The sequence below is a fragment of the Haloarcula salinisoli genome (assembly GCF_019599405.1).
GTDB lineage: Archaea > Halobacteriota > Halobacteria > Halobacteriales > Haloarculaceae > Haloarcula > Haloarcula salinisoli.
In genome coordinates this window covers 12,524-37,131 of the sequence record NZ_RKLQ01000006.1, presented here as the reverse complement: position 1 = coordinate 37,131, position 24,608 = coordinate 12,524, and the positions used below count along the sequence as shown (strand labels likewise).

Here is a 24,608-nt window from a genome sequence, read left to right as displayed (position 1 = left end):
TCAGACCGAGCGAAAGGAGTCGAAGTCGTCGGTCAACTGTCGTCGGGTTCGCTGACCGGCCTGGTACCGGCTGGCGATTTCCGACTGGTGGTCAGGACAGCCAAGCAACACCGCGGCGCCGCCCTCGACCGGTACCATCGCGTGGCCGGCCGCGTGTGACGAGCGGCGACAGGCGGGACAGGTGATGCCGCCGGCCGGCTGGTGGGTCAGCAGTTCCGCCCGACCGTCCGTCGTGAAGCCACAGATGGTCCGGAACTGCTCTAGGTGGTCCTTGCAGCCGACAACCGGGAGAGTGAACTGGTCCAGCAGGAGGAAGGCGACGCTGTCCCGTGACACCGACGCGAGCGCACTCCGGCAGGCATCACAGGGGACTGGCGGCTCGTCACCCGGCTTCGCCGACGTGGGCGCTGTGGGGTTCATCTACTCTTCTACCGCTTGGGTGGCTGGACAAGTAAAGGGTGTGGCCTGGTTCTGCAGGCGGTTGGTGGTACTCGTGTTGTGTGACCATCGGACGGGAAGTTCGATAATAAGTATGCGCTGGCTCATACGGGTATAGGCGAGAAACGACTAATATGTAGATTCATTACTATATAATTGCACTTGACAGATATACTATCCACGGAGATGATGACCCACACAGCGACAGTCGGTGACAGCACGGTCCGAGGCGTCTCCAGGTCTCTGGGCACTCCCTCGTTGCAGGCACCACGGGACAACCCCGCCGACCGACTATGCCGGAGTCACACATAAATCCAGAAGCATGAAAGTGTTGCAAATAACGGGCTCGGGGATGGAGTTTTTCCACGAGCAAGTGCGAATCATCCGGGATTTGGGCATCCAGTGCGACGTTCGATACTCCCACGATATGCGTGGGACCCATCGCGACGAAAGCCTGTTACGAGTGATATCCGGACACAACCCGCTGTACTACGCGATTCGGGGCTCTTCGTTGTATTCGAAGGTACTGCGCTCCTCGTTGACGGCGGAGTACGATATCATCCACGTCAACTCGGGGCTGGTAGCACCGCTGGGCTTACTGCAACCGCAGCGACCGGTGGTACTCACCCTCTGGGGCGACGACTTGCTGGGTGACAGACTGGGCGGATATCAACCGGCAATTACGAAATTCTGTGCCGAACAGAGCGACCGCGTCATCGTCAGAAGTCAGGAGATGAAAGACGCACTCCCGTGTGACGCAACGATCATCCCGAGTGGTGTCGATGTATCGAAATTCAGACCTATCGACAGCACTGAGGCGAGAGACGCGGTCGGCTGGGACACCACTGCCCGCCACGTGCTCTTTCCGTATCCACCACAGCGCGAGAAAAAGCGATACCCCCTCGCGAAACGGACTGTCGAGACAGTGAACAGGTCCTTCGATGAGACGGTCCGGCTACAACAGGTCTACGACGCTGACCACGACGAGATGCCCCTCTATTACAACGCAGCGGACGTCTTGCTCCTCCCGTCTCTGCGTGAGGGCTCGCCGAACACGGTCAAAGAAGCCATGGCCTGTAACCTGCCAGTCGTCTCCACCGACGTCGGTGACGTGCGTGAGCGCCTGGGACCAGTGTCTAATTCGCACGTGTGTTCAGACGACTCACAGCTGGCCGAAGCCATCCGCTCGGTGCTCGATTCGGGCGAGCGGTCTGACGGCAGAGAGTACGTAGAGGGCGTCCGATTAGAACGGATGGGCGAACGTATCCTGGACATCTACGAATCGTTGCTCGAGGAGACGGCCGGAGTCAGTAGGCGATAGACGGGCCACTGGCGACTCTGGCCGAACGTATAGATTCTCCGACACCCGAAACCGACGTATCGCGACCCAATCCGCTGGGGGTTCCAGAGACAGTCGTGACGACTCCGACGACTGCGAACCAGGCGCGGAATTCTCACTGGGCTAGTGCGTCTTTGATGGAATGTCGCACCCCCTGGAAGAACGGCATCGGGTCGTCGACAGTCAGGAAGTCGAAGTTCGGATGGTGGTAGAGCGACGAAAGGACCGACCAGAGTGCGGTGTGGAAGGCCGGGCGGGAGGCGTTCGGGTACTCGTCGAACAGGACGCTCTTGAGATACAGCAACTCCCCGAAGAGGAGGTGCGTCGCATATCCACTCTCGTAGGACGGGTCGATAACGTCTGCTCTGTCGCCGGCCAACAACCAGTAGAAGTACGGATAATCGGCACCAGCACGCACGTCACAGGGGATGGACGTCCAGGTCCGTGGATTGATCTCACCGAACATATACTCGCCCGTCTCGGCGCTCTCGATGAACTGGACAGTCGCGAGGCCGTGCCAATCGAGTGCGTCTAGTATTCTGCGACCGAACGCTTCGAGCGTCGGGTCGTCAACGAGTTCCCGATAGACGCTCGTCCCCCCTGCGTAGGACATCCCTCGTGTCTGGCGCCGGACACTCGTCGCGAGTGGTTCACCCTGGTCGTAGAGGGCGCGAAACGAGTACTCGAACCGGATGGGGATGTACTCCTGTACAACTGGGAGGTGTCCCTTCATTCTACGGCGGACTTCGTCCCGGTCCGGGCCGGTGTCCGGAGAGACGTGCATTTGACCGAGGTCCGGATGGAGGCGGCCGGCCTCGAGTGAGTCGACGTGGTCGTCGGTGAGAACCGAATACCGGGCCTTGATGATACGCTCTTGACTCCAATCGGCAACCTCGTCGTACAGCTGCGTTTCCGGCACCGGGATATCGAGATCGGAGACGAACTCTGCTAACCGATATCCGTCGTGGACCGTTTCTAACGTGTCGAACTGTGGCCATGGCGTTGCGATATACTGGCGGAACTCGTTTCTGTACTTCGAGAGAACGTAGATGTCATCTTCACGCGTTGGGATAATGGTCCTGACCTCCGGTCGTGACGCGAGCGACACGAGGGCATCTTTGTATCCGAGATAATCGTCCCGAGGTGGCGGTACCTCGACAACCTCCCCACAGTGTCGCGATGCGGTCAGTGCGATTGCCGGGTCTTCGGCCGCGACGATTGTGTGGATGCCACGCGAGCCGAGTGACCGAATACATTCCAGCGCGGACCCCGAATTTGCCCCCGGAACGACGATAGCTTCCCTGGGCGCGCTTGAGACGCTCATGCTGAACCAGTGGACAACATGGGAGCAAAGTTACCAATAAGTTATCGAGATTGACCACCCCTAAACATCGAATATTTCAAAATTATGTGGCCGAGCGTGGACGCGTTCGTGGAAACGTCTCCGTAACAAAACTGGTCGAGACACACTCCTGTCTTGGTGTGGACTGACGTGAAAGGCATAACTGCTACAATGCGACGTAAACTTGTCGACGCCGGCTCGCAGGTAATCGACCGGTCGCCTCTGCTGTCGGCCACTCTCCGAACGCTCTGGAAGTGGCGTCGACTATTCTGGAGGTGGCGCCTGTCTACTACTAGTGAGTACCGACAGGTCCAGGTACGAGACACGAGCGCGACGTTCGCTGTGTCGACGCGGTCGGAACTCGTTCGTTCGACACAGCTGGGTGGTGAACGCCACGTTCTCGCTGCTCTGCTTGAGGACCTCGACGGTGACGAGGTTGTCTGGGACGTCGGCGCCTGCGTCGGGACGTACAGCTGTCTTATCGCCCGTCGGTTGACGACGGGGCAGGTCGTCGGGTTCGAGCCGGAACCCATGAACCGCCGTCGGCTCAGGGAGAACCTCCTGGACAACGCCGCAAACGAACGGTGGCAGATTTCACCCTACGCCCTGTCTGACCACTCTGGCAACGCCTCGTTAGCGAGTGAATTCAGGGAGTTCGGTGCCGGTCATCATTATCTAACTGAAGCGGACACAGACGTAACAGTCGAAACGCGACGCGGAGACGACCTCGTCCAGGAGGGAGTATCACCGCCGACAGTGCTGAAAATCGACGTGCAAGGTGTGGAGCTTCAGGTACTCACCGGACTCTGGGAGACCCTTCCAGATGTGGATGTCGTCTACCTGGAGGTTCACACGTCCAAGTGCCAGCGGTACGGCTATACGGCTGATGATGTCGAGACTCGTCTGGTTGAGGCGGGGTTTACTATCGAGGAGTTGCAGGGTCCGACGAACTACCGAGCTGACATCTACTTCATCAGAGCAACACGGTGACTGGACTGCACTCATTGCGCCTTCGATACGACACCGTCGGTGGGTGAGCGTCATCGCCTCTGATATCTGCCCGAAACAGTCGTGGGCCCTGGGGTAGGACTTTATGCTTGCCATCTGTTTACCACTCTGTATGTCAGAAGAGACTATATACGAATCCGAGGAGACACGAAGCCGTCGCGGCCTCGCGACGTACTTCCGCCGACTGGCCCGCAGACTCAGCCGCGGTGAGCCGGTCCCGGCCGACGAGGAACAGACAGTGACCGTCGAGATGCCGGCCGACCCGGAGTTCGAGGTCGAACTCGAACAGGAGGGCGAGATGGTGAGCCTCGAAATCGACGTCGAGTGGCCGGCCGACGAGGGGATTATCGACACGGACGCCAACGCGAGCAAGGCGACGTTCGACCTCTACGAGGACAACGCCGAGGAGTGGCGCTGGCGTCTGGTTCACGATAACGGCAACATAATCGCCGACAGCAGTCAGGGGTACGCTTCGAAACAGAAGGCCAAACAGGGCCTCGAAAGCGTCCGAAAGAACGCCCCCGGCGCGCACGTCCTCGACACGTCGAAAGACGATCAGCCCGAGGAAGACGAAGGCGCCAGTAAGGGTACCTTCGAGCTGTTCGCTGACAGCGGTGCGAAGTGGCGCTGGCGACTCCGTCACGACAACGGCGAGATAATCGCTGACAGCGGGCAAGGCTACTCCTCGAAGCAGAAAGCCAAACAGGGGCTCCGGAGTGTCAAGACGAACGTCCGTGGCGCAGACATCAGATAAGTTCCCGACACCGTCTCGGCCAGCATGACCCACCGCCGTTGCGAGTGACGACTCGGGACCTGGCTGGGGATTCGTGCCAGGTCTCGTCACCTCGGTCGAGAACTGTCATCGGTGGCGGATTCCCCGGAGTCACTCCATTCGCGCGCTGTTCGCACCGAGTTGCTGGGGCCGAACCAGCGCGTCGTTTTCGGCCCTGTCGAGGACCATCGCGACCAGGAGAAAGGTCAGCCCGGTCACCAGTAGTACGGGTGACACTATCTCGTCGAGGAGGTAGCTCGACCCCGTGGCGAGGCTTTGCCAGACGGTGTAGAGGCCACTGAGAACGCCGACGCCACTGCTGGCAGCACCGAGGAAATAGAAGAAGACCAGCGGGTGAAAGTCCAGGATGAGATACTTGGTCTTCAATCGCCAGAGGAACCCCCGCAACAACAGCATCGACACCCGGGGAATGTACGAGGAGTACTGGATATGACTCTCTTCGTCCGAGTACTCCACGTCGGTCGGCACGTCGGCGATACGAGTGTCGGCGACGTTGAGTTTGATGAGCAACTCGTTGCAGTAGCCGTAGTCCTCGTACATCTCTCTCACGCTGACCGCTTCGAGGGCCTGTCGTGAGATGACGGTGTAGCCGTTCTGTGGGTCCATCACACGCCAGTACCCGCTCGCTATCTTCGTCAGGAAGGTCAGGATAAAGTTACCGACGAGCCTGAGTGTCGGCATCTCGCTCCGGTACTCGCGGTGCAAGAGCCGATTCCCCTTCGTGTAGTCGATGTCGTCGTCGACAATCGGGTCGAGGAGGTCCGAGAGGACGCCGGGGTCCATCTGTCCGTCACCGTCGATAGTCGCGACGGCGTCGACGCCGTCGACGAGCGCCGCGAGGTAGCCGGTCTTGATTGCGCCGCCCGCGCCCTGATTCGAGCGGTGCTGGATAGCGACCACTCGCCCCTGGCGCCGGAGCTCCTGGGTTCGCTCGGCGAGTGCCCTGTGGACTGGCGTCTCGCTGTCGGCCATCGACTCGACGCTCCAGCTCTCCTGTAGGTCGGCCGTCCCGTCGGGCTGGTCCGGGTCGGTTCGGTCACTGCTCCGGGTAGGTGTGAGCCCGTTGCCGGTCGTCCCGCGATCAGTGCCCCCGTCAGTCTGTTCGTACCGCGGACCTGGACCGTCCTCGGCCGTCGGTGCTGCCAGAATCTCCGTCCACGTCGCGTCGGTCGAGGCGTCGTCGACAGCGTATATCCGGTCGACGTACTCGGGAACCCCCCGGATGACAGCCTCGATGAACTCTTCTTCGTTGTACGCCGGGATGACCACACCGACAGTTTTGCCCTCGTACATCAGATGCCCCGGTAGATGAAGCCGTGTTCGGCTGCCTCGTCGCTGTCGTAGGTCCCGGTCACGTCGACAAGCACCGGGAGCTCGTTCATCCTGTCACGAATCGCCCCGAGGTCCAGCGACCTGAAGGCGTCGTGTGGCGTGGACAGCAGTAACCCATCGAAATCGTCGACTGAGAGGCTCTCCTGGACAGGGACATCAAAATCGTTCCGAACCGCTTCGTTCGAGATATGTGGGTCGACACCCACGACCTCGACGACTTCCTGTAACTGTTCGATAGCGTCCCTGAGAACTGGTGAGCGAACATCCGTGGTGCCTGGTTTGTAGGCGAATCCGAGGACGAGCAGTCGTGGCCCGTCGTCCGGGAACTGTGGCACTGTCACCGCGGTTGGACCGCTCCCGTCCGGTACTTGCCCCCCATCGGCGTTGATAGTCTCGTACTCGCGATTTAGCGTCTGCGCTCGCTCGCCGAGGGCCTCGATAGCGGCCGTGGCCATCTGGGTCGCGAACTCGTCGTTTACAGACCGGGCAGTCCGGATAAGCTCGGAGTCGAAGCCGTGCTGCTCGAACTGCCAGATGAGATAGTTCGGGTCGACCGGGATACAGTGGCCTCCGACTGTTCCGGGGTGGTACTCGTGGAAGTTCCACTTCGTCGAGGCGGCGTCGATTACGTCGCGAGCGTCTATCGGATGGTCGAGTTGCCGGCAACCGAACGCGAACTCGTTCATCAGCGCGATGTTCAAGTCGCGCTGGGTGTTCTCGAGGCACTTCGCTGCTTCTGCGACTTCCATCGACGGGGCAGGGTGGAGTCCCGCATCGACGACGTCGCCGTAGAGCGCACGGAGCCGTTCCAGGGCGACCTCGTCGTGCCCGCTGACTATCTTGACGATATCCGATAGCCCCTTCGCTGCGTTGCCGGGCACGAGACGCTCCGGGGAGTAGCCCAGATAGAACTCCGTGCCGGCAGTTTTTCCGGATTTCTCCTCCAGCACCGGCAGGAGGACCTCCCGTGTCGCACCCGGATACACTGTCGACTCCAGGACGACTGTCGAACCGTCGGAGAGGGTGGCACCCACCGTCTCACCGGCGGCCTCGATGAACGCCAGGTCCGGTGCCCCCGACTCGTCGATGGGGGTCGGAACGGTGATAACGTAGTAATCACTCGATTCGATTTCGCTTTCGCTGGTGGTGAAGGTGATATCGCTTCGGTCGATGGCGTCCGAACCGACCTCACTTGTCGGGTCCTCGCCGCGCCGGAAGCGCGCTACCTTCCGGGCGTCAGTGTCAAACCCGACTACGTCGTGGCCCTCGGCATCGAAAGCCAGCGCGAGGGGCAGACCGACGTATCCCATTCCAACGATGCTAAGATGGGCCATCGTGTCGAATACCCCCAGTGGGATATGAATAGTTATAGATAGCTTTGCAACAAATAGTGCAATTATAGTGTCTTCCCGCCGCTCGTAACCATATTATTAAAAATTTAATACAACTTACATAGCCGTCGTGAATCAGGCGGCTAGGTCGATGGTTCGTTAGGCATATATTCGGTGGGATTCGGGGGTAGCTGGTGACTCGTCCATCGACGCTGCAGTGCGGCCCTGAATCCGGTTGAGATGGCTAGGTGTTTCGAGATATATCCTCTCTCCATACAGTAACTACAACTGGATAACTTATCTGGTAGTTTAGCGGTACTTACCCTCGAAGCGCCACGGCGTTGGCGTTCTACGTCGGACTTTCTCCGGGTCGTTTGCACTCCCGTGGCAGGGACTAGCCAATTGAATACGTCGGCTGCAAGGAACGACTGGAGCTTCCGACCATAGCACGGCCCAATCCGGTACGCGAGTCCGGCCACGTGTTCGTCGACTCTGTCGGTCCAGGGGGTGTTCGATGGTGACACAGCGGCCACAGCGACTGGCGGCCCGTATCTTTGCCAGCGGGGAGTACCGGTCCAGTCTACTGCCCCGTTCAGTCCCAAATGCATAGTGATAGACTCCTGTACTCCTCGACTGTCGACCGTCGAGGCGTGAGTGGGCTGTCGTATATTGTCGTTATCGCCTGTGGCGGTGGAGTAAATAGATACTACGTTGATAACGACCAGTCCCGGATATCGGGGAGCCCGTTCCCAGCCAGCTCCTGTCGGGCTGTGTGTGCCTTTCTGGCCACCACCATCAGGTTCGATTTGACCTCGTAGTTGACCACAGGCTCGCCGTTGAACTTGCTCTTGTAACGGGAGATACGGCGATTGAGGGCGTTTCCGAGGTGGTACCGCTCGACGCTGTCGAGCTCCGGGCTCTCGAGGATATCCGTGATTATCTCCCAGTGGAGGAGGCTATTGACGCTGATACCCCCGTAGCTCGCTTTCATACCGCCCTGCCAGAACATCGCGTCCCCGTTGGAAAACAGAAGGGTGACCCCGCTGAGGAACTCACCGTCGGGGCCGCGGGCGACGTACACCCTCGTCCGGTCTTCGAGCCGCGTGACAACCTCACGTGTGAACGCCCGCGGCGTCGGATAGGTCAGCCCCTGTGCGGCGTGGCGCTCTTTTAGCTCTCCACAGATTCGCTCGGCAGCAGCCGGACCTTCGACAGTGATGGAGATATCGAGCTCCTCGCGCTTGCGAATCTCCTGGCGCAGGTCGCGACTGAACGACTTCAGGACCGACTCGCGCTCCCGGTCCCCCAGTTCGAGCGCGTAGTTGAACCGCGGGTCCACGTTCTTGTCGTTCCAGAGATACGGGCGCGGGTCGCCGTATTTCGGAGAGCCGACGAAGCCAAACAGCGTGCGGAGGCCCCCCGCATCCACCGCCTTGAGCGCTTCCTCGGTGAACCGCTTGTTGAGCTGCTCCCGTTTTCGCTGTTTCGGGCTCGTGGGCATCAACACAGGGCCGAGCCAGGGGATGCTCAGCCCTGGCGGTGGTGACACGACGAACCGCAGCGGATACCTGGTGCGGACGAACACGGGGAAGAGGCCGACCGGTTGCTGTCCGCGAAACCCGCCGAGCAACTGCAGGTCGCCGTCTTCGTACTCGTCCATCAGCGTAAGTACCTCCGGCTGGTGGAACGGGCCGACCCCCGAGCTGGGAAGCAGCTCCTCCCACTCCTCGAGCGACAGGTGCTGGATCTCCATGGGAGTCAGATCCCCAGCTGTTTGCGCACCTGCGGTCCCACGATGCGAGTGACCGACAGCGGCAGTCGTTTCCAGATCTCCTTTGCCCGCTCGTACTTTTCGGCCTCCGGGTCGGGCAGCGCCACCTCACCGTTCGGGAAGTAGTGAACGTCGTCGTACCAGGTCTTCGTCCCCCCGAAACTCTTCTTGAACAGATAGACCCCCGACCCTTCCCGGGTCCGACCGAACTCGTAGGTGTCGAACCCGTCCTCGGCGGCGCGTTCGAGCGATTTCCACAGCAGGAGGCTCCCGCCGTTCAGGTCGCGATGTTCGTACTCGTTCACGACGCCCCACTGATAGACGGTCGACCCGAGCGAGAGGTCTATCATCCCGTTTATCGGCGAGCCCTCGTGCAGTATCAGGCTTAGACGGAGATGCCCCGGCTCGTGGAGCTGGTCCCAGAGCGTCCTGAAGAACTCGAAGGAGTGGGCGGGACTCCCGTGACGATGCATCGTCTCGAGATAGAGCTGATAGTACGTCTCGAGGTCCGCCAGCGAGTCGGCGACTTTGAACTGCAACGCGTCGTTGTCGTCGGCCTGCCGTATCTGGCGCTGTCGACTGTCCCGTATGTCGTCCCAGACCGCGTCCGACCCCTGGTCGGTCGACACCTGGAAGGTGACGTACCTGTTCTTGACGCTGAAATCAGCTGCGTCGGTGGCCTGTGCGCCCCGCAGGCTGACGTACTCGGCGTCCAGTTCCGCCGCCATCCGTTTGGTCTGCTCCAGGATGAGTCGTTTCGCGGTCTCTGCCTGAGCGGTCTCGTCTATGACTATCCCGCCCCGCTCGGCGAAGGCCGGTGACAGCAGCTTCGAACCGAACAGCCGACTCTCGACGTGGTATATCGGAAGCGCGGCCGCAATCTCGTCCGTCTCGTTGTCACGAGCAACGAGGTGCCATCTGGGATGTCCATACGAGGCGACCGCGTCGCTCCAGGCCCAGTGGTTGTACGCCGGACCGTCGTTGTGTTCCACGAACTGATTCCACTCGTCGCTGTCGGTACAGGTCCCGACCGTGTATCGCTCGGTAGCCTGTGGGGCGTCCAACATCGTCATCTCCGTTCGTCCCGCTGTGACACAGCGCCTGTCCAGATGCGACCAGTCGGTTCTCTCTCCGCTCGCAGGGCCGGTACCTGCCGTTGTCTGTGGCACGGGTCCGACGACAAGCCGGGTGACATATTGGTTCGACTCAACGCGAGTTCGGGTAGTTAGTATACAGAAATTATCTCCATCTCGAATTCTGTCCAGTTCATTTCATCGTCCATAACATTGGTCACCTCCCGCCTCGGCGACTCCGCTCACGATGGCAATGGGCTAGCTGTACAGGACGTGTCTCCAGTCGCCCCGCCTCTGGTGACCACTGCTCGTTAGATCGGTCCCACCGATACCGACCGGCTGTTCCCTCAGTCCTTGCCGTCTGTACAGCGCTCGTAGACGTCCGTCATTTTCATAAAGGAGAACCCGTCACGGCGCAGTGTCTCGACGACCCGCCGGAACACCCGCTCGGCGTTCTCGATATTCCGCTCGTAGAAGAACCGCTTTGGCTGGTCGAGCTGGTCGTGGGCACGTGTGTGGAAGAAATCCTGGAGATGCGTGTTGAACACGACCACGTCCTTTAACGGGACGTGACGCAGCGCGGCGAGCAACGGCCCCTCCATCGCCTTGATATACCCCTGCGAGAGCGGAATCCGGAGCCCCGGAACGACGCCGACCGGAATCTCGAACAGCGACTGGGCCTCGGGCGGTCGGTACGGTTCGATGGGGGCGTCGAGGTTGTTGTACACCCCGGGACGGTACGTCGGAAAGACGCTCGAATCGAACAGAAACCCCTCCGATTCGAGCGTCCGGAGGCCGGCCCGGTCGATTCGCCCCTGGGTCGACCGGTACCCCTGCGGTGAGCGGCCGAAGTAAGATTCGAACGCTCGTTTCCCTTTTCGCACCTCGTCTTCGAGGCTCGCCGTCCCCGAGAGGTCATGGGAGTACGAGTGCAGATGGAACTCGACGTCGAGTCGCTCACGCAACTGTTCGATGGCGTCCGGTCGCTCTTCGACGGTCTGGCCGACCACGAAGACGGAAAGTGGCAGGTCGAGCGATTCGAGGAGCTCGATGTACTCGTCGAGATGCTCGAACGTCGCGTATTTCAGCTTCGGCCCCTCGAGCTCCCAGTTGTTTTCGAGATCCAGCGTGATACACGCCTGGCGTCCGCCGGCAATCGTCATCGTGCGCTGGCGACCGCGAATTGGTCCGTCGTCGGTAACTGGGTCGATGGGGTATCTCGATGGTCGGCTGTGGCGCCCGCTGGCCCTCCTGCCCACGTGTGGTACCGGGCCCGAGCGATACGACATCCGTTCGGACTAGCTATCTCGGTGACAACTCTCATTCGACGGCGCGTGCTACTGCGCTCGAGATATTAAGAATGGCCAACATATGACCGGTGGGCTGTCGAAACCCACTCCTCGGCGGCCGAACCGAACTCACAGTCACACCCCAACGCCTTTGCCAGCCATCGCCAGCGGGCCCGGCTATCGACTCGCGAAGCCGACTCTATCCACGTCTCGCTCCTCGCCGGAATCACACGGCTGGGGGTAGCGACGAACACGGCCGCGAACCACCTCAGTCCCGAGCCAGCGGCCCATTGACGGCAGTTATACACGGATTATCCCCGGCAAAGCTATCGATACTTATCATCTGACCATCCATTACCATCCCACCGTAGGTACGATACTGGCTATGAAAACAGCAACAGCGTCGACGGACGCCTGGAACAGCCTATGCTAGCACGGCTGCTGGACAGCGAGCGGACCCCGCTCCGTCGACAGGGGGGAGACGCCCGTAGCGACGGTAACTCGGGGTTGAAAGTCCTGCAGGTGTCCAGCTCCGGGATGGAGTTTTTCCTCAATCAGGTGGATATCCTCACCGAACTGGGCATCGACTGTGACGCGGTCTACACCGGTGATTTCCGTGACGGTGGGCACATCCACGGCGGCGACAGAATCCACGGGGAACTGTTGAGCAGTATCGCCGGCCACAATCCGATCTACTACGCGATTCGGGGGTCGATGCTGTACCCACAGATACTCAAATCGTCGTTGCTCGAGGAGTACGACCTGATACATATCAACTCCGGGGTGGTCGCCCCACTGGGGCTGGCCCAGCCCCAGCGCCCGGTCGTGATGACTTTCTGGGGCGATGACGTGCTCGGGGACCGGATAGCGGGGCTCCAACCCAGACTGACCAAGCTCTGTGCGACCCAGAGCGACCACGTCATCGTCCGCAGCCAGGAGATGGCCGAGGCGTTGCCGTGTGAGGCCTCGATACTCCCGAGCGGTGTCGACATGTCGCTGTTCCGGCCGATGGACCGGGCCGAAGCGAGGGAGGCTGTGGGATGGGATTCGAACGAACGCCACGTCATCTTTCCGTATCACGAATCCAACGAGAAAAAACGCCACTCGGTGGCGGTGCGGACTGTGGAGAAAGCGAACGAATCCGTCGACGAGACAGTACGGTTACAGACCGTCGACGACGCGGATTTCGACGAGATGCCGGTGTACTACAACGCCGCGGACCTGCTCCTGGTTCCCTCGCTGCGCGAGGGCTCACCCAACACGGTCAAGGAAGCGATGGCCTGTAACCTCCCGGTCGTCTCCACCGACGTCGGCGACGCGCGCACGAGATTGGGGCCGGTGACGAATTCACACGTCTGTTCGACCGACGCCGAGCTGGTCGACGCGGTCGTGTCTGTGCTGGAGACGGGGGCCCGTTCCGACGGGCGCGAGCACGTCGAGGAAGTGAGTCTGGAACGGATGGGGGAGCGCCTCATCGATATCTACGAGTCGCTCCTGGATGAGCAATGAGCGCTACCGCGACCGGGAGGGCGACGCCGCCGCTCGCTTCGGGCGGCGGCCCGCTGCCACGGACGGTGACGACCACCCCCATTCGACAGCGCACTCGCTGTGTGCCATCGAGGGGCCCCTCGCGAAGCTACTTGTCGCTTGAGAAACTAGTCCGGTTCCCTGTCCCAGATGGGATACCACCGTCATGATGCCATGGACACACGCAATCGTCGCCTACATCGGGTTCTCGCTCGCTTCACACGGGTTCTCGCGGACCGCTCCCACGACCCGCGAGACGGCACTGGTCGCGGTCGGGGCCCTCCTCCCTGACCTCATCGACAAACCACTGGCCTGGCAGTTCGGCGTGCTCCAGGGCGGCCGGACGCTGGGACATTCGATTTTCATCGCGGTCCCACTCTCTGTCGCCGCCGTCGTCGTCGCCGTCCGTCGGGGACGCCCACGGCTCGGGGTGGCGTTCGCTGCCGGCTACCTGCTGCACCTCCCAGGGGATATCCTCCCGACGTATCTCGCTACCGGGGAGCTCCAGATAGGGACGCTTCTCTGGCCACTCACTGACGGTGGCGGGTCCCAAGGGGAGAGTTTCGTTCGGAAAGTCATGAGCAACGTGGTCCCCTACGTGACGGACATCGCAGCGGCCGTCCTGTCGGGTGACCTGTCACGGGGACTGGTGCTCTTTCTCTCGCTGTGGGCGCTCGCGATTGCGCTGTGGGTCTACGACGGGATGCCCGTCGTACGGGACAGCTACGAGTGGCTTAGACGGGCTATCGGTCGGCAGCTCTGAGTCCCGCGTTTGGGTCGTCAGGTCCTACTCGACACCAGGGGCCTGTTCGTCGGTACGGCCCGGCAGTTCGACCTCGAGTTCGAGGGACGGTTCGCCCATCCCCTCGAAATCTATCTCGAGCTCGACCGGCTCCCCGAAGGCGAAGGGGAGCTCCCACTCGTCCTCGACGATGGTGAGTTCGTCGCCGTCCCGGAGCTGTTCGCCGATGGCGATGAGGAACTCGCCGGCCTCGCTCGCGTCGAGTCGGTACGCCTGTTCGAAGTCACGGCCCGCGCGGATGACCGAGCGCTCGGTTTCAGGGTCAGACATCACCAGACTAGTCCGTGTCGACCGTTACATCGGTTTCGTTTAGCACCGGTGTCACGACGAACGGTCCAGTGGGCTTATGTCCGCTCCTGTCAACGTACTAACTATGTCAGAAACGAGTGTCGCGATGGGAGACGAGGAACGAGACGAGTTCCTCGGTCGGGGTGGGACGGGTGTGCTCTCGCTGTCCACCGACGGGGGGCCGCCCCATACCGTCCCCGTTTCGTACGGCTACGACAGCGCAGAGGCGACCTTCTACTTCCGGCTGGCCGTCGGCCAGTCCCACTCGAAGGGCTCGCTCCCCGACAGAGCCGTCTCCTTTGTCACGTTCGACCGCACGGACGACCACTGGCACAGTGTCGTCGCGGAGGGCCACCTCGAAGACGTCGAGCGCGAGGGTATCGGGACCGAGACCCTCGAGGGGTTACACAGAGTCGAGATTCCGCTTATCGGTATCTTCGACCACCCCACCCGCGAAGTCGACTTCCAGTTCTATCGGCTGGTTCCGGACGAATTGACCGGGCGCGTTCAGTCCTGAGCGTGGGCACAGCTACCCCGGGAGAAAGACGTTGATGACGGCGACGACCAATCCGGCCAGCGCCATGCGGGCCGCCGCCACGTACCATCGCTGGCCGGATATCGACCCCATGTACGCGCCGAAGACGCCGAGGATGGCGATACCCAGCCCGACCGCGAGGAGGGCCGCCTCGACCATCGAGAAGACAGTCCCTTCGAGGACGAACGGCGAGAGTGGGACGAGGATGCCGATGAGTGGCCCCAGGCCGCTCATCGTCGCGTGGACGAGCCGTTCGCCCTGTCTGTCCCGCTGGACCCGTGTGTCGTCGAGGTCGACGAGCATCGCCTGTTCGATGCGGAGAATCTCGGCTCTCGTCTCGGCGCGCTCTATCTCCCAGACGCTCCAGACGGCGGAGGTCCCGAGCCCGACCGCCGCCCCCAGACCGATCTTGACGACCGTGACCCCGTCGGGCACCCCGGAAAGGACGGCCCCGACGACGACGCCGATGCAGGTCAGCGTCCCGTCGAACCCATTGGAGACGAAGTACCGGCGCGATATCGACCGCACGTCCTCGTCGCCAAGGAGCCGCACCGCTGTGTCGCGAATAGAGGGCACGGGTTCTCAGCGGTCCTGTGGGACCGGGCGGTCCTCGACGACCCGCTCCCCACAGGACACCTGGTCGACGGAGTGGACGGTGCCCCCGAGGGCCTCGACCTCGGCCTCTGTGGCGTCGACGTCGATGTCATCGCCGGCGACGGTGAGTTTCACGTTCTGGACCTCCCTGTCGAGTTCGATGAGCGAGGCGGTGACGCCGTCGACGCTCCCGACGTCGGCGATATGGGTTGTGAACTCGGCCAGCGGAGGGTCGTGTGGCTTCAGGATGTCGACGACGAGGCGCTTGACGGGTGCCATACCCGAACGTGTAGTATGCCAGACACAAAACCGTAGCCGAGGGCCACCCAGGAGCGACCCCACTCTGTGCCGATGACCACGGAACAGGCGTCCCGGACCACAGAACAACCCCACAGCAAGGCCGCCGAGGCGGTTCTCGCGGCTGCCGACACCAGCCCCGATGGACTCTCCGATGCCGAGGCGGCCGACCGCTTCGACGCCTATGGCCCGAACGAGGTCGAACGAGGCAGGGGTCGAAGCGCCGTCGATATCTTCCTGGCACAGTTCGACAGCGTGCTCATCTGGGTGCTGGTAGCCGCGGCCGCCCTCTCGCTGTGGGCCGGTCACGCGGTGGACGCGGTGCTCATCGCCGTCATCGTCCTCGCCAACGGCCTGTTCGGGTTCGTCCAGGACTACCGGGCCGAAGAGAGCCTGGCCGCGCTCAGGGAACTGGCGGCGCCGACGGCGAGCGTGCGTCGCGACGGTGATACCGTCGACGTGGCGGCCACAGAGCTGGTCCCCGGGGACGTCGTCGAACTCTCCGGTGGGGACGTCGTTCCAGCGGATTGCCGGCTCGTCGAGACCAGCTCCCTGGAAGTCGACGAGGCTGCTCTCACCGGCGAGAGCGTGCCGGTCTCGAAGTCGGTGCCAGCGGTCCCGGCGGACACGCCGCTCGCGGAGCGAGCATCGATGGTGTACCGGGGGACGAACGTCACCCGCGGGTCCGGCGTCGCTATCGTCACCGCGACTGGGATGGACACCGAGGTCGGCGCTATCGCGGGCGAACTCGCAGGAACGGCCGAGACAGATACACCGCTCCAGGCCGAGCTGGACCGGCTGGGGCGGCTGTTGGGCCTGGGCGTCATCGTCCTCGCGGCGCTTGTCGTCCCGCTGCTCTTGGCCCGCGGGACGGACCCGGTCCAGTCTGCGCTGACGGCTATCTCGCTCGCTGTCGCGGCTGTCCCTGAAGGACTGCCAGCGGTAGTCACGCTGACGCTGGCGCTGGGTGTCAGGCGAATGGCCGACGAGGACGCACTCGTCCGTCGGCTCCCCGCCGTCGAAGCCCTGGGCGCTGTCGACACAATCTGTACGGACAAGACCGGTACCCTGACCGAGGGGCGAATGTCGGTCACGCGCTGCTGGGTCAACGACAGTGTCGTCTCGCCCGGCGCATCGCTCGAGCGCCCCGACGCCGAACGTATCGACCGGCTGCTCCGGGCGGGGGCCCTCTGCAACGACGCCACCGCCGAGTCGGGTGACCCCACCGAGCAGGCCATCCTGCTGGCGGCCGAGCAGCGTGGTATCGACGTCGCTACCCTCCGTGAACAGCGCCCTCGAACCGGTGAGATTCCGTTCTCCTCCGAACGCAAGTGGATGGGGACCGTCCACGACGACGCGGTGTTCGTCAAGGGCGCTCCGGCAGTGGTCGTCGAAAAGTCCTCGCAGGTGCTCACCGCCGACGGGCCACAGCCGTTGACCGACGTGGCCGCCGAGCGAATCCACGAGCGAGTCGACGCCTTCGCCGACGACGCGTTGCGTGTGCTCGCGATTGCCGTCGGCGAGTGTGGTATCGTCGAGCGCGACGCCGTCGGGGACCCGGTCGACATCAGCGACGGACTGACGTTCGTCGGGCTGGTGGGGATGCTCGACCCGCCACGCGAGGAGGTGGCTGCGGCGGTCGAAGCGACCCAGCGGGCCGGCATCGACGTGAAGATGGTGACCGGCGATAACGCTCGCACCGCCGCTGCTATCGGCGAGACGCTGGGACTCGGTGGGGAGGTAGCGACCGGCAGCGATGTCGAGTCACTCACCGACGCCCAGCTCCGCGAGCGCGTCGAGTCAGTCGACGTCTTCGCTCGCACCTCTCCCGCACAGAAGGTCCGTATCCTCCAGGCGTTGCAGTCTGGTGGTCACATCGTCGCGATGACCGGTGACGGCGTCAACGACGCGCCCGCGCTGAAGAACGCGGACATCGGGGTCGCGATGGGGGTTCGGGGCACCGACGTGGCCAAACAGGCCAGCGACATCGTCCTGCTCGACGACGACTACGCGACCATCGAGCGGGCTGTCGAACGGGGCCGGGCCATCTTCGACAACGTCTGGAAGTTCGTCGCCTATCTCCTCAGTGCGAACGTCGCCGAGGTGGCTATCGTCTTCGTCGCCTCGCTGCTGGGGTATCTCGTCCTCCCCGCGGTCCAGTTGCTCTGGATAAACCTCCTGACCGACGGCTTGCCCGCACTGGCCCTTGGCGCCGACCCCCAGAGTGGCGACGTGATGGAGCGCCCACCCCGGGACCCCGACCGCGGTATCGTCGACCCCGGGATGCTGGGGCTCATCGGCGGCGCCGGGACCGCGTCCACGGTGGCTATTCTCGGCCTGTTGTTCGTCACGCTCGACGGCGCGGCGTCGGTCACGCCGTACGTGACGACGATGGTGTTTACGGCCTTCGTCGTCCTGGAGTTCGAGAAGCTCTACGTTATCCGCTGGCTGCGCGAGACGCCAGCGCTGTCGAACGTCTGGCTGGCCATCGCCGTCGCCGGTTCGCTCGCGTTGCAACTCGCGGTTCTGTACACACCGCTCAACGACTACTTCGGAACCGTGCCGCTCGGACTCGTCGACTGGGGCTATCTGGTGGCACTCGCAGTCGGCGTGTTGCCGCTGTATCTCGGCGTGGCAGTGCTGGTCCGGGAGTAGCACTACTGCTCGCTGGTCGTGTCCCCTTCCGAGCTAGCGGCCCCTATCCACGACTCGGAGTCCAGCCGCCACTCGCCGTCTCGGAGCTGTCACAGTCATCTGTTCCTGTCGGCCCGGAAAGCTGTCCCAGCCGTCTGTGACAGGCAAGCATCACTGGTTTCTGTCATAGGTGGCTGTAGCAGTATATTGTAACAGATGTCTGTGATAAATGTCTATAACAGTATTCTGTAATGTGTGTCTGTAACAGAGTGCGGCACCAGAGTCTGCAACATCAATTGAAACCACCGTACAGAGTTCGTTACATACAGTTATACCAGACAACTGTTACAGACAGCAATTACAGATGACTGGTACAAATGTCTGACACAGATTTATGAAACAGGCACACAACAGACCCCACTATGATAACGGCCGTCGTGTACTCGGAATCTGGCGGGACCTACAAGACGACGATGACAGCCAACCTCGCGGTGGCCTTACAGCGGATGGGGCTCCGGACGCTCGTCATCGACCTGGACCCACAGGAAGGGAACCTGACTAGCCTCTTCGACGCTGGGGCCAGCCGGAGCGACCCGGACGCGGACAACCTCGTCAAGCACGTCCTGGATATGCCCGACGGTCCCTTCGAGGAGCTCATCGAGACGACCGCCGAGGGCGTCGACATCATCCCGAGCCACGATATGCTGGGCGATTTCACCTCGAATCTGGAACAGAAGATATCCTACGAGACGGGGATGCAGAACATGAGCCGCGAGGAGTATCCACGGTTCGAGCTCCTCTATGACCTGCTGTGGGAGCGGGAGGAACTCCATAAACAGTATGACGCTATACTCATCGACCCGAACGCCCGCGCGGAGGATCTGCTGTACAACGCTATCTTCGCACTTCGCACCCTGGTCGCGCCGGTCAAACCGGCCGGGAAGGGCAATCTGAGTCTGGACGGCCTGGGCGAACTCGTCGGCAATATGGAGACCCAACTAGATATCGAGGTCGGCCTCGCCTGTGTCGTCCCCTCGGGCGTGGGCCAGACCAACGCTCACCAGCAGTACCGCGACCAGTTCGAGTCGACTCCAGAGTTCGCGACGCCGGTCAGCATCGGCGACCGCGAGAGCCTCATGGACGCGATGTGGGAGGCTCGCGGCTCCGCGTTCAAGGTGGTAGAGGAGCGCTGGAAGACCTTCGAGCGCGACGGCGAGATGGTCAGCGAACCAGGCCAGCGTCGCGTCCGTGACCGTGAAATCGAGACGCTGCGGAAACTGTACGAACTCGCGTACTTCCTCGCCACGGAGACGTTCGACGCAGAGGTCGAGCCGGTTCTCGATATCGACGTCAGAGACGACGAGCGCCGACAGTTCGACCTCAGCGAGGAGCAGGAGGTGACGACGGCGTGACGAACTTCAAGTCCGGCTCCGGAAACCTCGACTTCGACGAGGATGACTCGACCGACGAATCACAGGCTGAAAGTTCAGGGCAGACCACCAGCTCGCCCGAGCGCGACGAGCGGTCGCCGGAGGGGGCTGACAGTTCCCCGGCCACAGCGTCTGACCAGTCCCCAGCCGACCACGACCCGGACGTCCCCAGCGACGGACCGGCAGGCAAATCGGAACCCGGTGGCCGGGAGCGCTATCCGTACTTCGTCCGGCGGAGCAACGTCGGCGACGAGCGGGACACCCGCCTCGAGATTCACGTCCGTGATAAGGTCGCTGACGGGGAGGCGGCGTTCCGACACGAGCTGGCCGCGGAACTTGATGCCAACGACGTCTCGAAGACCGACGCTCGGGAGTTCGCGCTGCTTGCCGCGTTTCGCCACCCCGAACGGGTCGCAGAGCTGATGCGCGAGGAAGGGTTCGACTCGCTCGGCTAACCCAACACGCGCTGTGGAACTCCATTTTACCGCCCGGCCGCTGCGGGGCGGATATGGCAGGGCTGGGTAGCCGAACGTCCAGGACTTCCCTCGGGACCGAGGGTGTCGCCGTCGCATTCGTCGCAGTCCAGAACGGCATACGCGGGAGTGATACTGAGACGCGACTCCCCGCGGCTCGACCAGGTCACCGTGACCGTCTCGTCGGCTGACTGTTCGCTACTGGTCGGGGCTGTCGAAGCCACCTCGATAGTAACTAGTTACAGGTATAGTTACTCGGCCTACATTTTTAACAGTCCGGCAGTCCAAGATACACGTTGGAGGCCCATGTACGAGAGCATCCTGTTCCCAACAGATGGCAGCGAGGCCGCAGACGCGGCCCTGGACCACGCCGTCGACCACGCTCGGCAGTACGACGCCACGTTGCACGTGCTGTTCGTGGCCCAGGATGACCTCGGACCGTCGGGGCTGATTCACGAGGAACACGACGACGTCGAACAGTCTGACATGGTCGGGGACCACGACGAGACGCAGTCGTCCGGAATGACCAACGAAGACTCCGAGCGGATGGGATTCATCGCCGAGCACGGCGAAGCCGTCGTCTCCGAGGTCGCCGACGCGGTCGGTGACGAGGTGCCAGTCGAGACGGCGGTCCTGAGTGGCGCTCCCTACGAGCGCATCCTCGACTACGCCGACGAGGAGAGCGCGGACCTCATCGTGATGGGGACCCACGGGCGGACCGGCGTGGACCGCTACCTCCTCGGGAGCGTTACCGAGAAGGTGGTTCGGACCGCCGACATCCCGGTGCTCACCGTGCGCACGCCGGAACAGTAGCCTCCCACTGCCTTTATGCACGGCGCTGGCGTCGGTCACTGCCGCTTTGTCCGCCGCTATTCGCGGTGTGTTCGTTGCCTGCTTCCAGCGCCGCGCTCACGACTATCCGACCGCGACCCCACTGAAAGTCCGGCGACACCGGCCCCGGTGATGACGAGATATCGTGTATCGCTTATCTACGTGTGTGACGCCACGAGCGAGCGCAGCTGGTCTTCGGGCTGGACGCCGACGACCTCCTCGACCTGCGTGCCGTCGGCAAAGAGGACGAGCGTCGGCACGCCGCGAACACCGTAGTCGCTGGCGAGTTGCTGGTTCGCGTCGACGTCGACCTTCGCGACGATTGCGTCGGTCTCCGCGGCCAGCCGTTCGACGACGGGCTCTAGCATCTTGCACGGGCCACACCAGTCGGCGTAGAAGTCGACGAGTACCACGTCGTGGGACGCGAGGAGGTCGTCGAGCTGCTCGGGGCCCGATACGGCCACTGGCTCGTCGCTCGGTTCTATGTCTGTGTCGGCTGCAGTATCAGTTGTCATCACTGTAAGGTAGGGGCCAGGAGTGGTTAAGAGTTGTGGGGACAATATACAATACTATCTCGAAAGAGTCCCGCATCACCGTCCACTGTCGCAAAACCGTCGTTCTAGCTCCCGGCTTGCGGCGGTGACTCGGCCTCGTTCTCGTATTTCTGTTCGAACTCCCCGATGAGCTGGCCCATCTTGGCGTACCAGTCGTTGAGCATCCGCTGCATCTCACTGGCTATCTTCGAGGGGTCCGTCGGCCGGTAGACGTGGTAGTAGCCGCCCTGGTCGTAGTTTATCTGCTCTTTCTGGATGAACCCCGTCTGGAGCAGGCGCTGGACCGACCGATAGGCGGTCGAGCGCTCGCGGTCGACGGTCTCGGCTATCTCGTCGACAGTGAGCGGGTCCTCGGCGTTGACAAGCGCCTGAAAACACTCCTTGTCGAGCTGTTTGAGCCCGTGGAAACATTCCAGCAGCCCCTCACACTCCATATCCTGTTGTAGCTGTTCGGTCATCGAGTCCGGCATTGCTTGGACGAAGAGAGGAGTTGTGCGTGTAAAAGATTTGTGTGTAGTTCGCACAATTGTGTGCGAACTCGCCTCAGGCCGGTGCGGACGACTGTGACTCCTCGCGGAGGGCGGTGACGCTGCTGTAGACGACGGCCCCGCTGACCACGAGCGCAGAGCCGAGGATGAGCACCAGACTGACCGTGTTGAGGGCATCGATGCCGGTGACGGTGCCTATCTCACGGACCGCGACGGCGAGCGCGCCGCCCAGCAACATCAGTCCGAAGTACACCTTGATATCGTCCTCGTCGACGATGCTGGTCGCGGCCGAGCCGATGCGGGCTCCGAAGGCACTCCCCGCCAGCAGCGGCACCACGATGGAGATGTCGACCCCGCCATCCATCGCATAGAGGAAACTCCCCAGGCCGCCCGAGAAGACAATCTCGAAGAGGTCGGTCCCGACAGCGATGGGGACTGGGACGCCGATGAGGTAGAACAGTGCGGGCATGCGGATGAACCCGCCGCCGACGCCGAGAAAGCCCGAGAGCAGCCCGGTGACGAAGGCGACGGCCAGTATCAGCCACAGCGAGACGCTGACGCCACCACGAAGCGACATCATCGGGGGGACGCGATAGGACTGTATCTTCTTCGCTATCTCCGGGATGTCGTCGGCGTCCACCTCGGCATCCGCCTGGTCGTGGTCGACGCCGCCACCACCGTCGCCTCTAACGGCTTCGTAGGTAACGAATGCCCCGATGCCACCCAGCAGGAAGACGTAGGTGACACTGATGATGCTCCCGGCCAGCCCGAGCGACTCCAGATGGATGACGATCTCCTTGCCGGCCTCGATGCCGGCGGTCGTCCCGGCGATCATCAAAACCCCGAGTTTGTAGTCGACCTGGCCCATGTCGCGGTGTTTCAGCGTCGCGATGACGGAGGTCCCGAACACGAAGGCGAGCCCGCTCCCCACGGCGACCCTGGTTGGATACCCCATCACCAGCAGCGCCGGCGTCACCAGGAAGGAGCCGCCCATCCCGAAGAAACCAAACAGGACGCCGATGAGCAGCCCGAACCCGACGAACAGGAGGACCATCCACAGACCGAGCCCCAGTATCTCCATCCCTCACTCTCCCTTGAGCCGGTCGACCACACGATGTCCGAACACCTGTTCGACCGCACCGTAGCCGACGTAGAGGAGGACCGCCTCGAGCAGCACGGCCCCGATGAGCACGGCTGCGTCGACGCTGCCCGCGCCGCCGGCTGTGACCCCCGCCAGGTCTACCATCGGTATGTCCTTCCAGAATTGTTCTGTTGTGCAAATATCATACTTTTCCACTCGTGTCATTCTATCCGGAGGGTACTGATAACGGTTTTGGGAGAGGAGCACAATATTACTGCAGAGAATCCGACCGCTAACTCACCGAGATATCCGCATAGGTTATCTGGATATCGGGTGTCGGGCCACAGTGATTAGAACCGCCACGGTAGGGCGGAATAAACTCAGGCGCGCTCTCGCGGTCCTCACGGGACTTGCGGTCACCGGTCCAGGGAGCACACGAGTTGTGGTCGAGTTTTGGGCCAGGTAGTATTGTCTATTACAAACAATATTAACTGTGGACCACGTACCCACGCCTATGAGGGCCATCTATGCGACAGACCTCTCGGCGGCCAGTGAAGCGGCGATAGCGTCGGAGACGTGTCTGGAGTGTCTCGGGCGAATCGGCGTCGAGACCATTCACCTGGTCACGGTCATCCCGTCGAACGTCCACGCCGGGATGCCGGGGATGAACTTCAGCAAGCGGCGCGAGCAGGCGCTGGGTCGCTATCAGAACGTGATGGCGGACGCGGGGTTCGAGACCGACACGAACGTCGTTCGGGGGATGCCCCACCGGCGTATCAACGGTATCGCCGAGGCCGAGAAGGCAGATATGACGATTATCGGCTCCCGCGGCCAGAGCCCGCTGGAGAACCGCGTCATCGGGTCGACGGCCCGGAACCTCGCGCGGACGACAGTCGTCCCGCTCCTGGTCAACCGTGTCGAACGCGAGACTGCGGACCCTGACGTGCTCAGAGAACACCTCTTCCAGCAGATACTCTACGCGACCGACTTCTCCGCGAACGCCGAGCGCGCCTTCGACGCGTTCTCGTATCTGCGCCACGCCACGCAAGAAGCGACGCTCGTCCACGTCGAATCGCCCAAAGACTCGGGCGCGACCGACGGGGACCCGAGCGACCGGCTGGATGCGCTCGCCTCGACGCTCGCCACGTGGGACATCGACACGACCGTCGAGGTCCGACAGGGTGACCCCGGCGAGGAGATTCTGGCCGTCGAGGAGAGGGTGACGCCGACGATGATCCTCGTCGGCTCCCGGGGCCGAAGTCGGATGCGGCGGCTGTTGCTCGGCAGCGTCTCCGAGGATATCGTGGCCCGCGCGAGCGGGAACGTCTACCTCGTCCCGCCGTCCCGAACCGCCTGAA

General features: G+C 62.4%; 26 protein-coding genes. 12 read left to right on the top strand and 14 right to left on the bottom strand.

Annotation, left to right across the window (positions count from 1 at the left end; translation table 11 throughout):
* On the bottom strand, positions 1-420 hold the full coding sequence (locus EGD98_RS19505; protein ID WP_220590031.1) for a hypothetical protein: 420 nt from the start codon (positions 418-420) through the stop codon (positions 1-3).
* 340 nt (positions 421-760) lie between these two features.
* Here EGD98_RS19505 and EGD98_RS19500 point away from each other — a divergent pair, with 340 nt between their 5' ends.
* Positions 761-1,759: a glycosyltransferase family 4 protein gene (locus EGD98_RS19500; protein WP_236039674.1), complete on the top strand. Its 999-nt coding sequence runs from the start codon at positions 761-763 to the stop codon at positions 1,757-1,759.
* Positions 1,760-1,892: 133 nt separating this feature from the next.
* Here EGD98_RS19500 and EGD98_RS19495 read toward each other — a convergent pair whose 3' ends face one another.
* Positions 1,893-3,101 carry a carboxylate--amine ligase gene (locus EGD98_RS19495; protein ID WP_220590030.1) on the bottom strand — a complete coding sequence of 403 codons (1,209 nt, stop codon included), beginning with the start codon at positions 3,099-3,101 and terminating at the stop codon, positions 1,893-1,895.
* 168 nt (positions 3,102-3,269) lie between these two features.
* Here EGD98_RS19495 and EGD98_RS19490 point away from each other — a divergent pair, with 168 nt between their 5' ends.
* Together EGD98_RS19490 and EGD98_RS19485 are read left to right on the top strand one after the other, a co-directional pair.
* Positions 3,270-4,109, top strand: coding sequence for an FkbM family methyltransferase (locus EGD98_RS19490; protein ID WP_220590029.1), 840 nt, complete (start codon positions 3,270-3,272; stop codon positions 4,107-4,109).
* Between the two features lie 130 nt (positions 4,110-4,239).
* A complete protein-coding gene (locus EGD98_RS19485) occupies positions 4,240-4,881 on the top strand; it encodes an HVO_2922 family protein (RefSeq protein ID WP_220590028.1) in 642 nt (213 codons plus the stop codon).
* A 129-nt stretch (positions 4,882-5,010) separates the two neighbouring features.
* Here EGD98_RS19485 and EGD98_RS19480 read toward each other — a convergent pair whose 3' ends face one another.
* From EGD98_RS19480 to EGD98_RS19460, 5 genes are all read right to left on the bottom strand, one after another.
* Positions 5,011-6,213, bottom strand: coding sequence for a glycosyltransferase family 2 protein (locus EGD98_RS19480; protein WP_220590027.1), 1,203 nt, complete (start codon positions 6,211-6,213; stop codon positions 5,011-5,013).
* Positions 6,213-7,586, bottom strand: coding sequence for a nucleotide sugar dehydrogenase (locus EGD98_RS19475; protein ID WP_220590026.1), 1,374 nt, complete (start codon positions 7,584-7,586; stop codon positions 6,213-6,215). Before EGD98_RS19475 ends, EGD98_RS19480 begins: the two co-directional genes overlap by 1 nt.
* Before the next feature lie 703 nt (positions 7,587-8,289).
* A complete protein-coding gene (locus tag EGD98_RS19470; protein ID WP_220590025.1) occupies positions 8,290-9,336 on the bottom strand; it encodes a GNAT family N-acetyltransferase in 1,047 nt (348 codons plus the stop codon).
* A 5-nt stretch (positions 9,337-9,341) separates the two neighbouring features.
* Positions 9,342-10,427 carry a GNAT family N-acetyltransferase gene (locus EGD98_RS19465; RefSeq protein ID WP_220590024.1) on the bottom strand — a complete coding sequence of 362 codons (1,086 nt, stop codon included), beginning with the start codon at positions 10,425-10,427 and terminating at the stop codon, positions 9,342-9,344.
* Positions 10,428-10,774: 347 nt separating this feature from the next.
* Positions 10,775-11,590, bottom strand: a complete 816-nt coding sequence (locus EGD98_RS19460; protein ID WP_220590023.1) for a polysaccharide deacetylase family protein — start codon at positions 11,588-11,590, stop codon at positions 10,775-10,777.
* Between the two features lie 552 nt (positions 11,591-12,142).
* Here EGD98_RS19460 and EGD98_RS19455 point away from each other — a divergent pair.
* The 3 genes from EGD98_RS19455 to EGD98_RS19445 are packed head-to-tail and all read left to right on the top strand — an operon-like array spanning position 12,143 to position 14,006.
* A complete protein-coding gene (locus EGD98_RS19455; protein WP_220590022.1) occupies positions 12,143-13,225 on the top strand; it encodes a glycosyltransferase family 4 protein in 1,083 nt (360 codons plus the stop codon).
* Positions 13,215-13,367, top strand: a complete 153-nt coding sequence (locus tag EGD98_RS19450) for a hypothetical protein (RefSeq protein WP_220590021.1) — start codon at positions 13,215-13,217, stop codon at positions 13,365-13,367. Before EGD98_RS19455 ends, EGD98_RS19450 begins: the two co-directional genes overlap by 11 nt.
* Before the next feature lie 45 nt (positions 13,368-13,412).
* Positions 13,413-14,006, top strand: a complete 594-nt coding sequence (locus EGD98_RS19445) for a metal-dependent hydrolase (RefSeq protein WP_236039671.1) — start codon at positions 13,413-13,415, stop codon at positions 14,004-14,006.
* Positions 14,007-14,030: 24 nt separating this feature from the next.
* On the opposite strand, the gene EGD98_RS19440 is transcribed toward EGD98_RS19445, so the two are convergent.
* Positions 14,031-14,315 (bottom strand): amphi-Trp domain-containing protein, encoded by a 285-nt coding sequence (locus tag EGD98_RS19440; protein WP_220590019.1) that lies wholly within the window; start codon positions 14,313-14,315, stop codon positions 14,031-14,033.
* Between the two features lie 103 nt (positions 14,316-14,418).
* On the opposite strand from EGD98_RS19440, the gene EGD98_RS19435 reads away from it, so the two are divergent.
* On the top strand, positions 14,419-14,850 hold the full coding sequence (locus tag EGD98_RS19435; protein WP_220590018.1) for a pyridoxamine 5'-phosphate oxidase family protein: 432 nt from the start codon (positions 14,419-14,421) through the stop codon (positions 14,848-14,850).
* Between the two features lie 12 nt (positions 14,851-14,862).
* On the opposite strand, the gene EGD98_RS19430 is transcribed toward EGD98_RS19435, so the two are convergent.
* Positions 14,863-15,444: a VIT1/CCC1 transporter family protein gene (locus tag EGD98_RS19430; protein WP_220590017.1), complete on the bottom strand. Its 582-nt coding sequence runs from the start codon at positions 15,442-15,444 to the stop codon at positions 14,863-14,865.
* A 6-nt stretch (positions 15,445-15,450) separates the two neighbouring features.
* Positions 15,451-15,741, bottom strand: a complete 291-nt coding sequence (locus EGD98_RS19425) for a DUF211 domain-containing protein (RefSeq protein WP_220590016.1) — start codon at positions 15,739-15,741, stop codon at positions 15,451-15,453.
* Positions 15,742-15,813: 72 nt separating this feature from the next.
* Between EGD98_RS19425 and EGD98_RS19420 the strand changes: the two genes are divergently transcribed.
* The 4 genes from EGD98_RS19420 to EGD98_RS19405 all read left to right on the top strand — a co-directional run bounded on the left by EGD98_RS19420 (position 15,814) and on the right by EGD98_RS19405 (position 21,109).
* Positions 15,814-18,414, top strand: coding sequence for a cation-translocating P-type ATPase (locus tag EGD98_RS19420; RefSeq protein ID WP_220590015.1), 2,601 nt, complete (start codon positions 15,814-15,816; stop codon positions 18,412-18,414).
* A 401-nt stretch (positions 18,415-18,815) separates the two neighbouring features.
* Positions 18,816-19,805 (top strand): ParA family protein, encoded by a 990-nt coding sequence (locus EGD98_RS19415; RefSeq protein ID WP_220590014.1) that lies wholly within the window; start codon positions 18,816-18,818, stop codon positions 19,803-19,805.
* The gene (locus tag EGD98_RS19410; RefSeq protein ID WP_220590013.1) at positions 19,802-20,278 is read left to right on the top strand and encodes a DUF7970 domain-containing protein; all 477 of its coding nucleotides are present in this window, start codon (positions 19,802-19,804) and stop codon (positions 20,276-20,278) included. The genes EGD98_RS19415 and EGD98_RS19410 overlap by 4 nt, the downstream gene beginning before the upstream one ends.
* Positions 20,279-20,602: 324 nt before the next feature.
* The gene (locus EGD98_RS19405) at positions 20,603-21,109 is read left to right on the top strand and encodes a universal stress protein (RefSeq protein ID WP_220590012.1); all 507 of its coding nucleotides are present in this window, start codon (positions 20,603-20,605) and stop codon (positions 21,107-21,109) included.
* 176 nt (positions 21,110-21,285) lie between these two features.
* Here the strand turns inward: EGD98_RS19405 and trxA are convergent, their stop codons facing one another.
* The 4 genes from trxA to EGD98_RS19385 form a co-directional block, all read right to left on the bottom strand.
* A complete protein-coding gene (gene trxA, locus EGD98_RS19400; protein WP_220590011.1) occupies positions 21,286-21,642 on the bottom strand; it encodes a thioredoxin in 357 nt (118 codons plus the stop codon).
* A 104-nt stretch (positions 21,643-21,746) separates the two neighbouring features.
* The gene (locus EGD98_RS19395) at positions 21,747-22,151 is read right to left on the bottom strand and encodes a helix-turn-helix domain-containing protein (protein WP_220590010.1); all 405 of its coding nucleotides are present in this window, start codon (positions 22,149-22,151) and stop codon (positions 21,747-21,749) included.
* Between the two features lie 73 nt (positions 22,152-22,224).
* Positions 22,225-23,250, bottom strand: coding sequence for a sulfite exporter TauE/SafE family protein (locus EGD98_RS19390; RefSeq protein ID WP_220590009.1), 1,026 nt, complete (start codon positions 23,248-23,250; stop codon positions 22,225-22,227).
* A gap of 3 nt (positions 23,251-23,253) precedes the next feature.
* A complete protein-coding gene (locus EGD98_RS19385) occupies positions 23,254-23,415 on the bottom strand; it encodes a DUF7512 family protein (protein WP_220590008.1) in 162 nt (53 codons plus the stop codon).
* A gap of 349 nt (positions 23,416-23,764) precedes the next feature.
* Between EGD98_RS19385 and EGD98_RS19380 the strand changes: the two genes are divergently transcribed.
* Positions 23,765-24,607, top strand: coding sequence for a universal stress protein (locus EGD98_RS19380; protein ID WP_220590007.1), 843 nt, complete (start codon positions 23,765-23,767; stop codon positions 24,605-24,607).
* Position 24,608: the final 1 nt, after the last annotated feature.

Bases quoted from the DNA above. Each gene is read 5' to 3' on its own strand.
- EGD98_RS19505 (WP_220590031.1), bottom strand. From the start codon at position 420: ATGAACCCCACAGCGCCCACGTCGGCGAAGCCGGGTGACGAGCCGCCA.
- EGD98_RS19500 (WP_236039674.1), top strand. From the start codon at position 761: ATGAAAGTGTTGCAAATAACGGGCTCGGGGATGGAGTTTTTCCACGAG.
- EGD98_RS19495 (WP_220590030.1), bottom strand. From the start codon at position 3,101: ATGAGCGTCTCAAGCGCGCCCAGGGAAGCTATCGTCGTTCCGGGGGCA.
- EGD98_RS19485 (WP_220590028.1), top strand. From the start codon at position 4,240: ATGTCAGAAGAGACTATATACGAATCCGAGGAGACACGAAGCCGTCGC.
- EGD98_RS19480 (WP_220590027.1), bottom strand. From the start codon at position 6,213: ATGTACGAGGGCAAAACTGTCGGTGTGGTCATCCCGGCGTACAACGAA.
- EGD98_RS19475 (WP_220590026.1), bottom strand. From the start codon at position 7,586: ATGGCCCATCTTAGCATCGTTGGAATGGGATACGTCGGTCTGCCCCTC.
- EGD98_RS19470 (WP_220590025.1), bottom strand. From the start codon at position 9,336: ATGGAGATCCAGCACCTGTCGCTCGAGGAGTGGGAGGAGCTGCTTCCC.
- EGD98_RS19465 (WP_220590024.1), bottom strand. From the start codon at position 10,427: ATGACGATGTTGGACGCCCCACAGGCTACCGAGCGATACACGGTCGGG.
- EGD98_RS19460 (WP_220590023.1), bottom strand. From the start codon at position 11,590: ATGACGATTGCCGGCGGACGCCAGGCGTGTATCACGCTGGATCTCGAA.
- EGD98_RS19455 (WP_220590022.1), top strand. From the start codon at position 12,143: ATGCTAGCACGGCTGCTGGACAGCGAGCGGACCCCGCTCCGTCGACAG.
- EGD98_RS19450 (WP_220590021.1), top strand. From the start codon at position 13,215: ATGAGCAATGAGCGCTACCGCGACCGGGAGGGCGACGCCGCCGCTCGC.
- EGD98_RS19445 (WP_236039671.1), top strand. From the start codon at position 13,413: ATGCCATGGACACACGCAATCGTCGCCTACATCGGGTTCTCGCTCGCT.
- EGD98_RS19440 (WP_220590019.1), bottom strand. From the start codon at position 14,315: ATGTCTGACCCTGAAACCGAGCGCTCGGTCATCCGCGCGGGCCGTGAC.
- EGD98_RS19435 (WP_220590018.1), top strand. From the start codon at position 14,419: ATGTCAGAAACGAGTGTCGCGATGGGAGACGAGGAACGAGACGAGTTC.
- EGD98_RS19425 (WP_220590016.1), bottom strand. From the start codon at position 15,741: ATGGCACCCGTCAAGCGCCTCGTCGTCGACATCCTGAAGCCACACGAC.
- EGD98_RS19420 (WP_220590015.1), top strand. From the start codon at position 15,814: ATGACCACGGAACAGGCGTCCCGGACCACAGAACAACCCCACAGCAAG.
- EGD98_RS19415 (WP_220590014.1), top strand. From the start codon at position 18,816: ATGATAACGGCCGTCGTGTACTCGGAATCTGGCGGGACCTACAAGACG.
- EGD98_RS19405 (WP_220590012.1), top strand. From the start codon at position 20,603: ATGTACGAGAGCATCCTGTTCCCAACAGATGGCAGCGAGGCCGCAGAC.
- trxA (WP_220590011.1), bottom strand. From the start codon at position 21,642: ATGACAACTGATACTGCAGCCGACACAGACATAGAACCGAGCGACGAG.
- EGD98_RS19395 (WP_220590010.1), bottom strand. From the start codon at position 22,151: ATGCCGGACTCGATGACCGAACAGCTACAACAGGATATGGAGTGTGAG.
- EGD98_RS19390 (WP_220590009.1), bottom strand. From the start codon at position 23,250: ATGGAGATACTGGGGCTCGGTCTGTGGATGGTCCTCCTGTTCGTCGGG.
- EGD98_RS19385 (WP_220590008.1), bottom strand. From the start codon at position 23,415: ATGGTAGACCTGGCGGGGGTCACAGCCGGCGGCGCGGGCAGCGTCGAC.
- EGD98_RS19380 (WP_220590007.1), top strand. From the start codon at position 23,765: ATGAGGGCCATCTATGCGACAGACCTCTCGGCGGCCAGTGAAGCGGCG.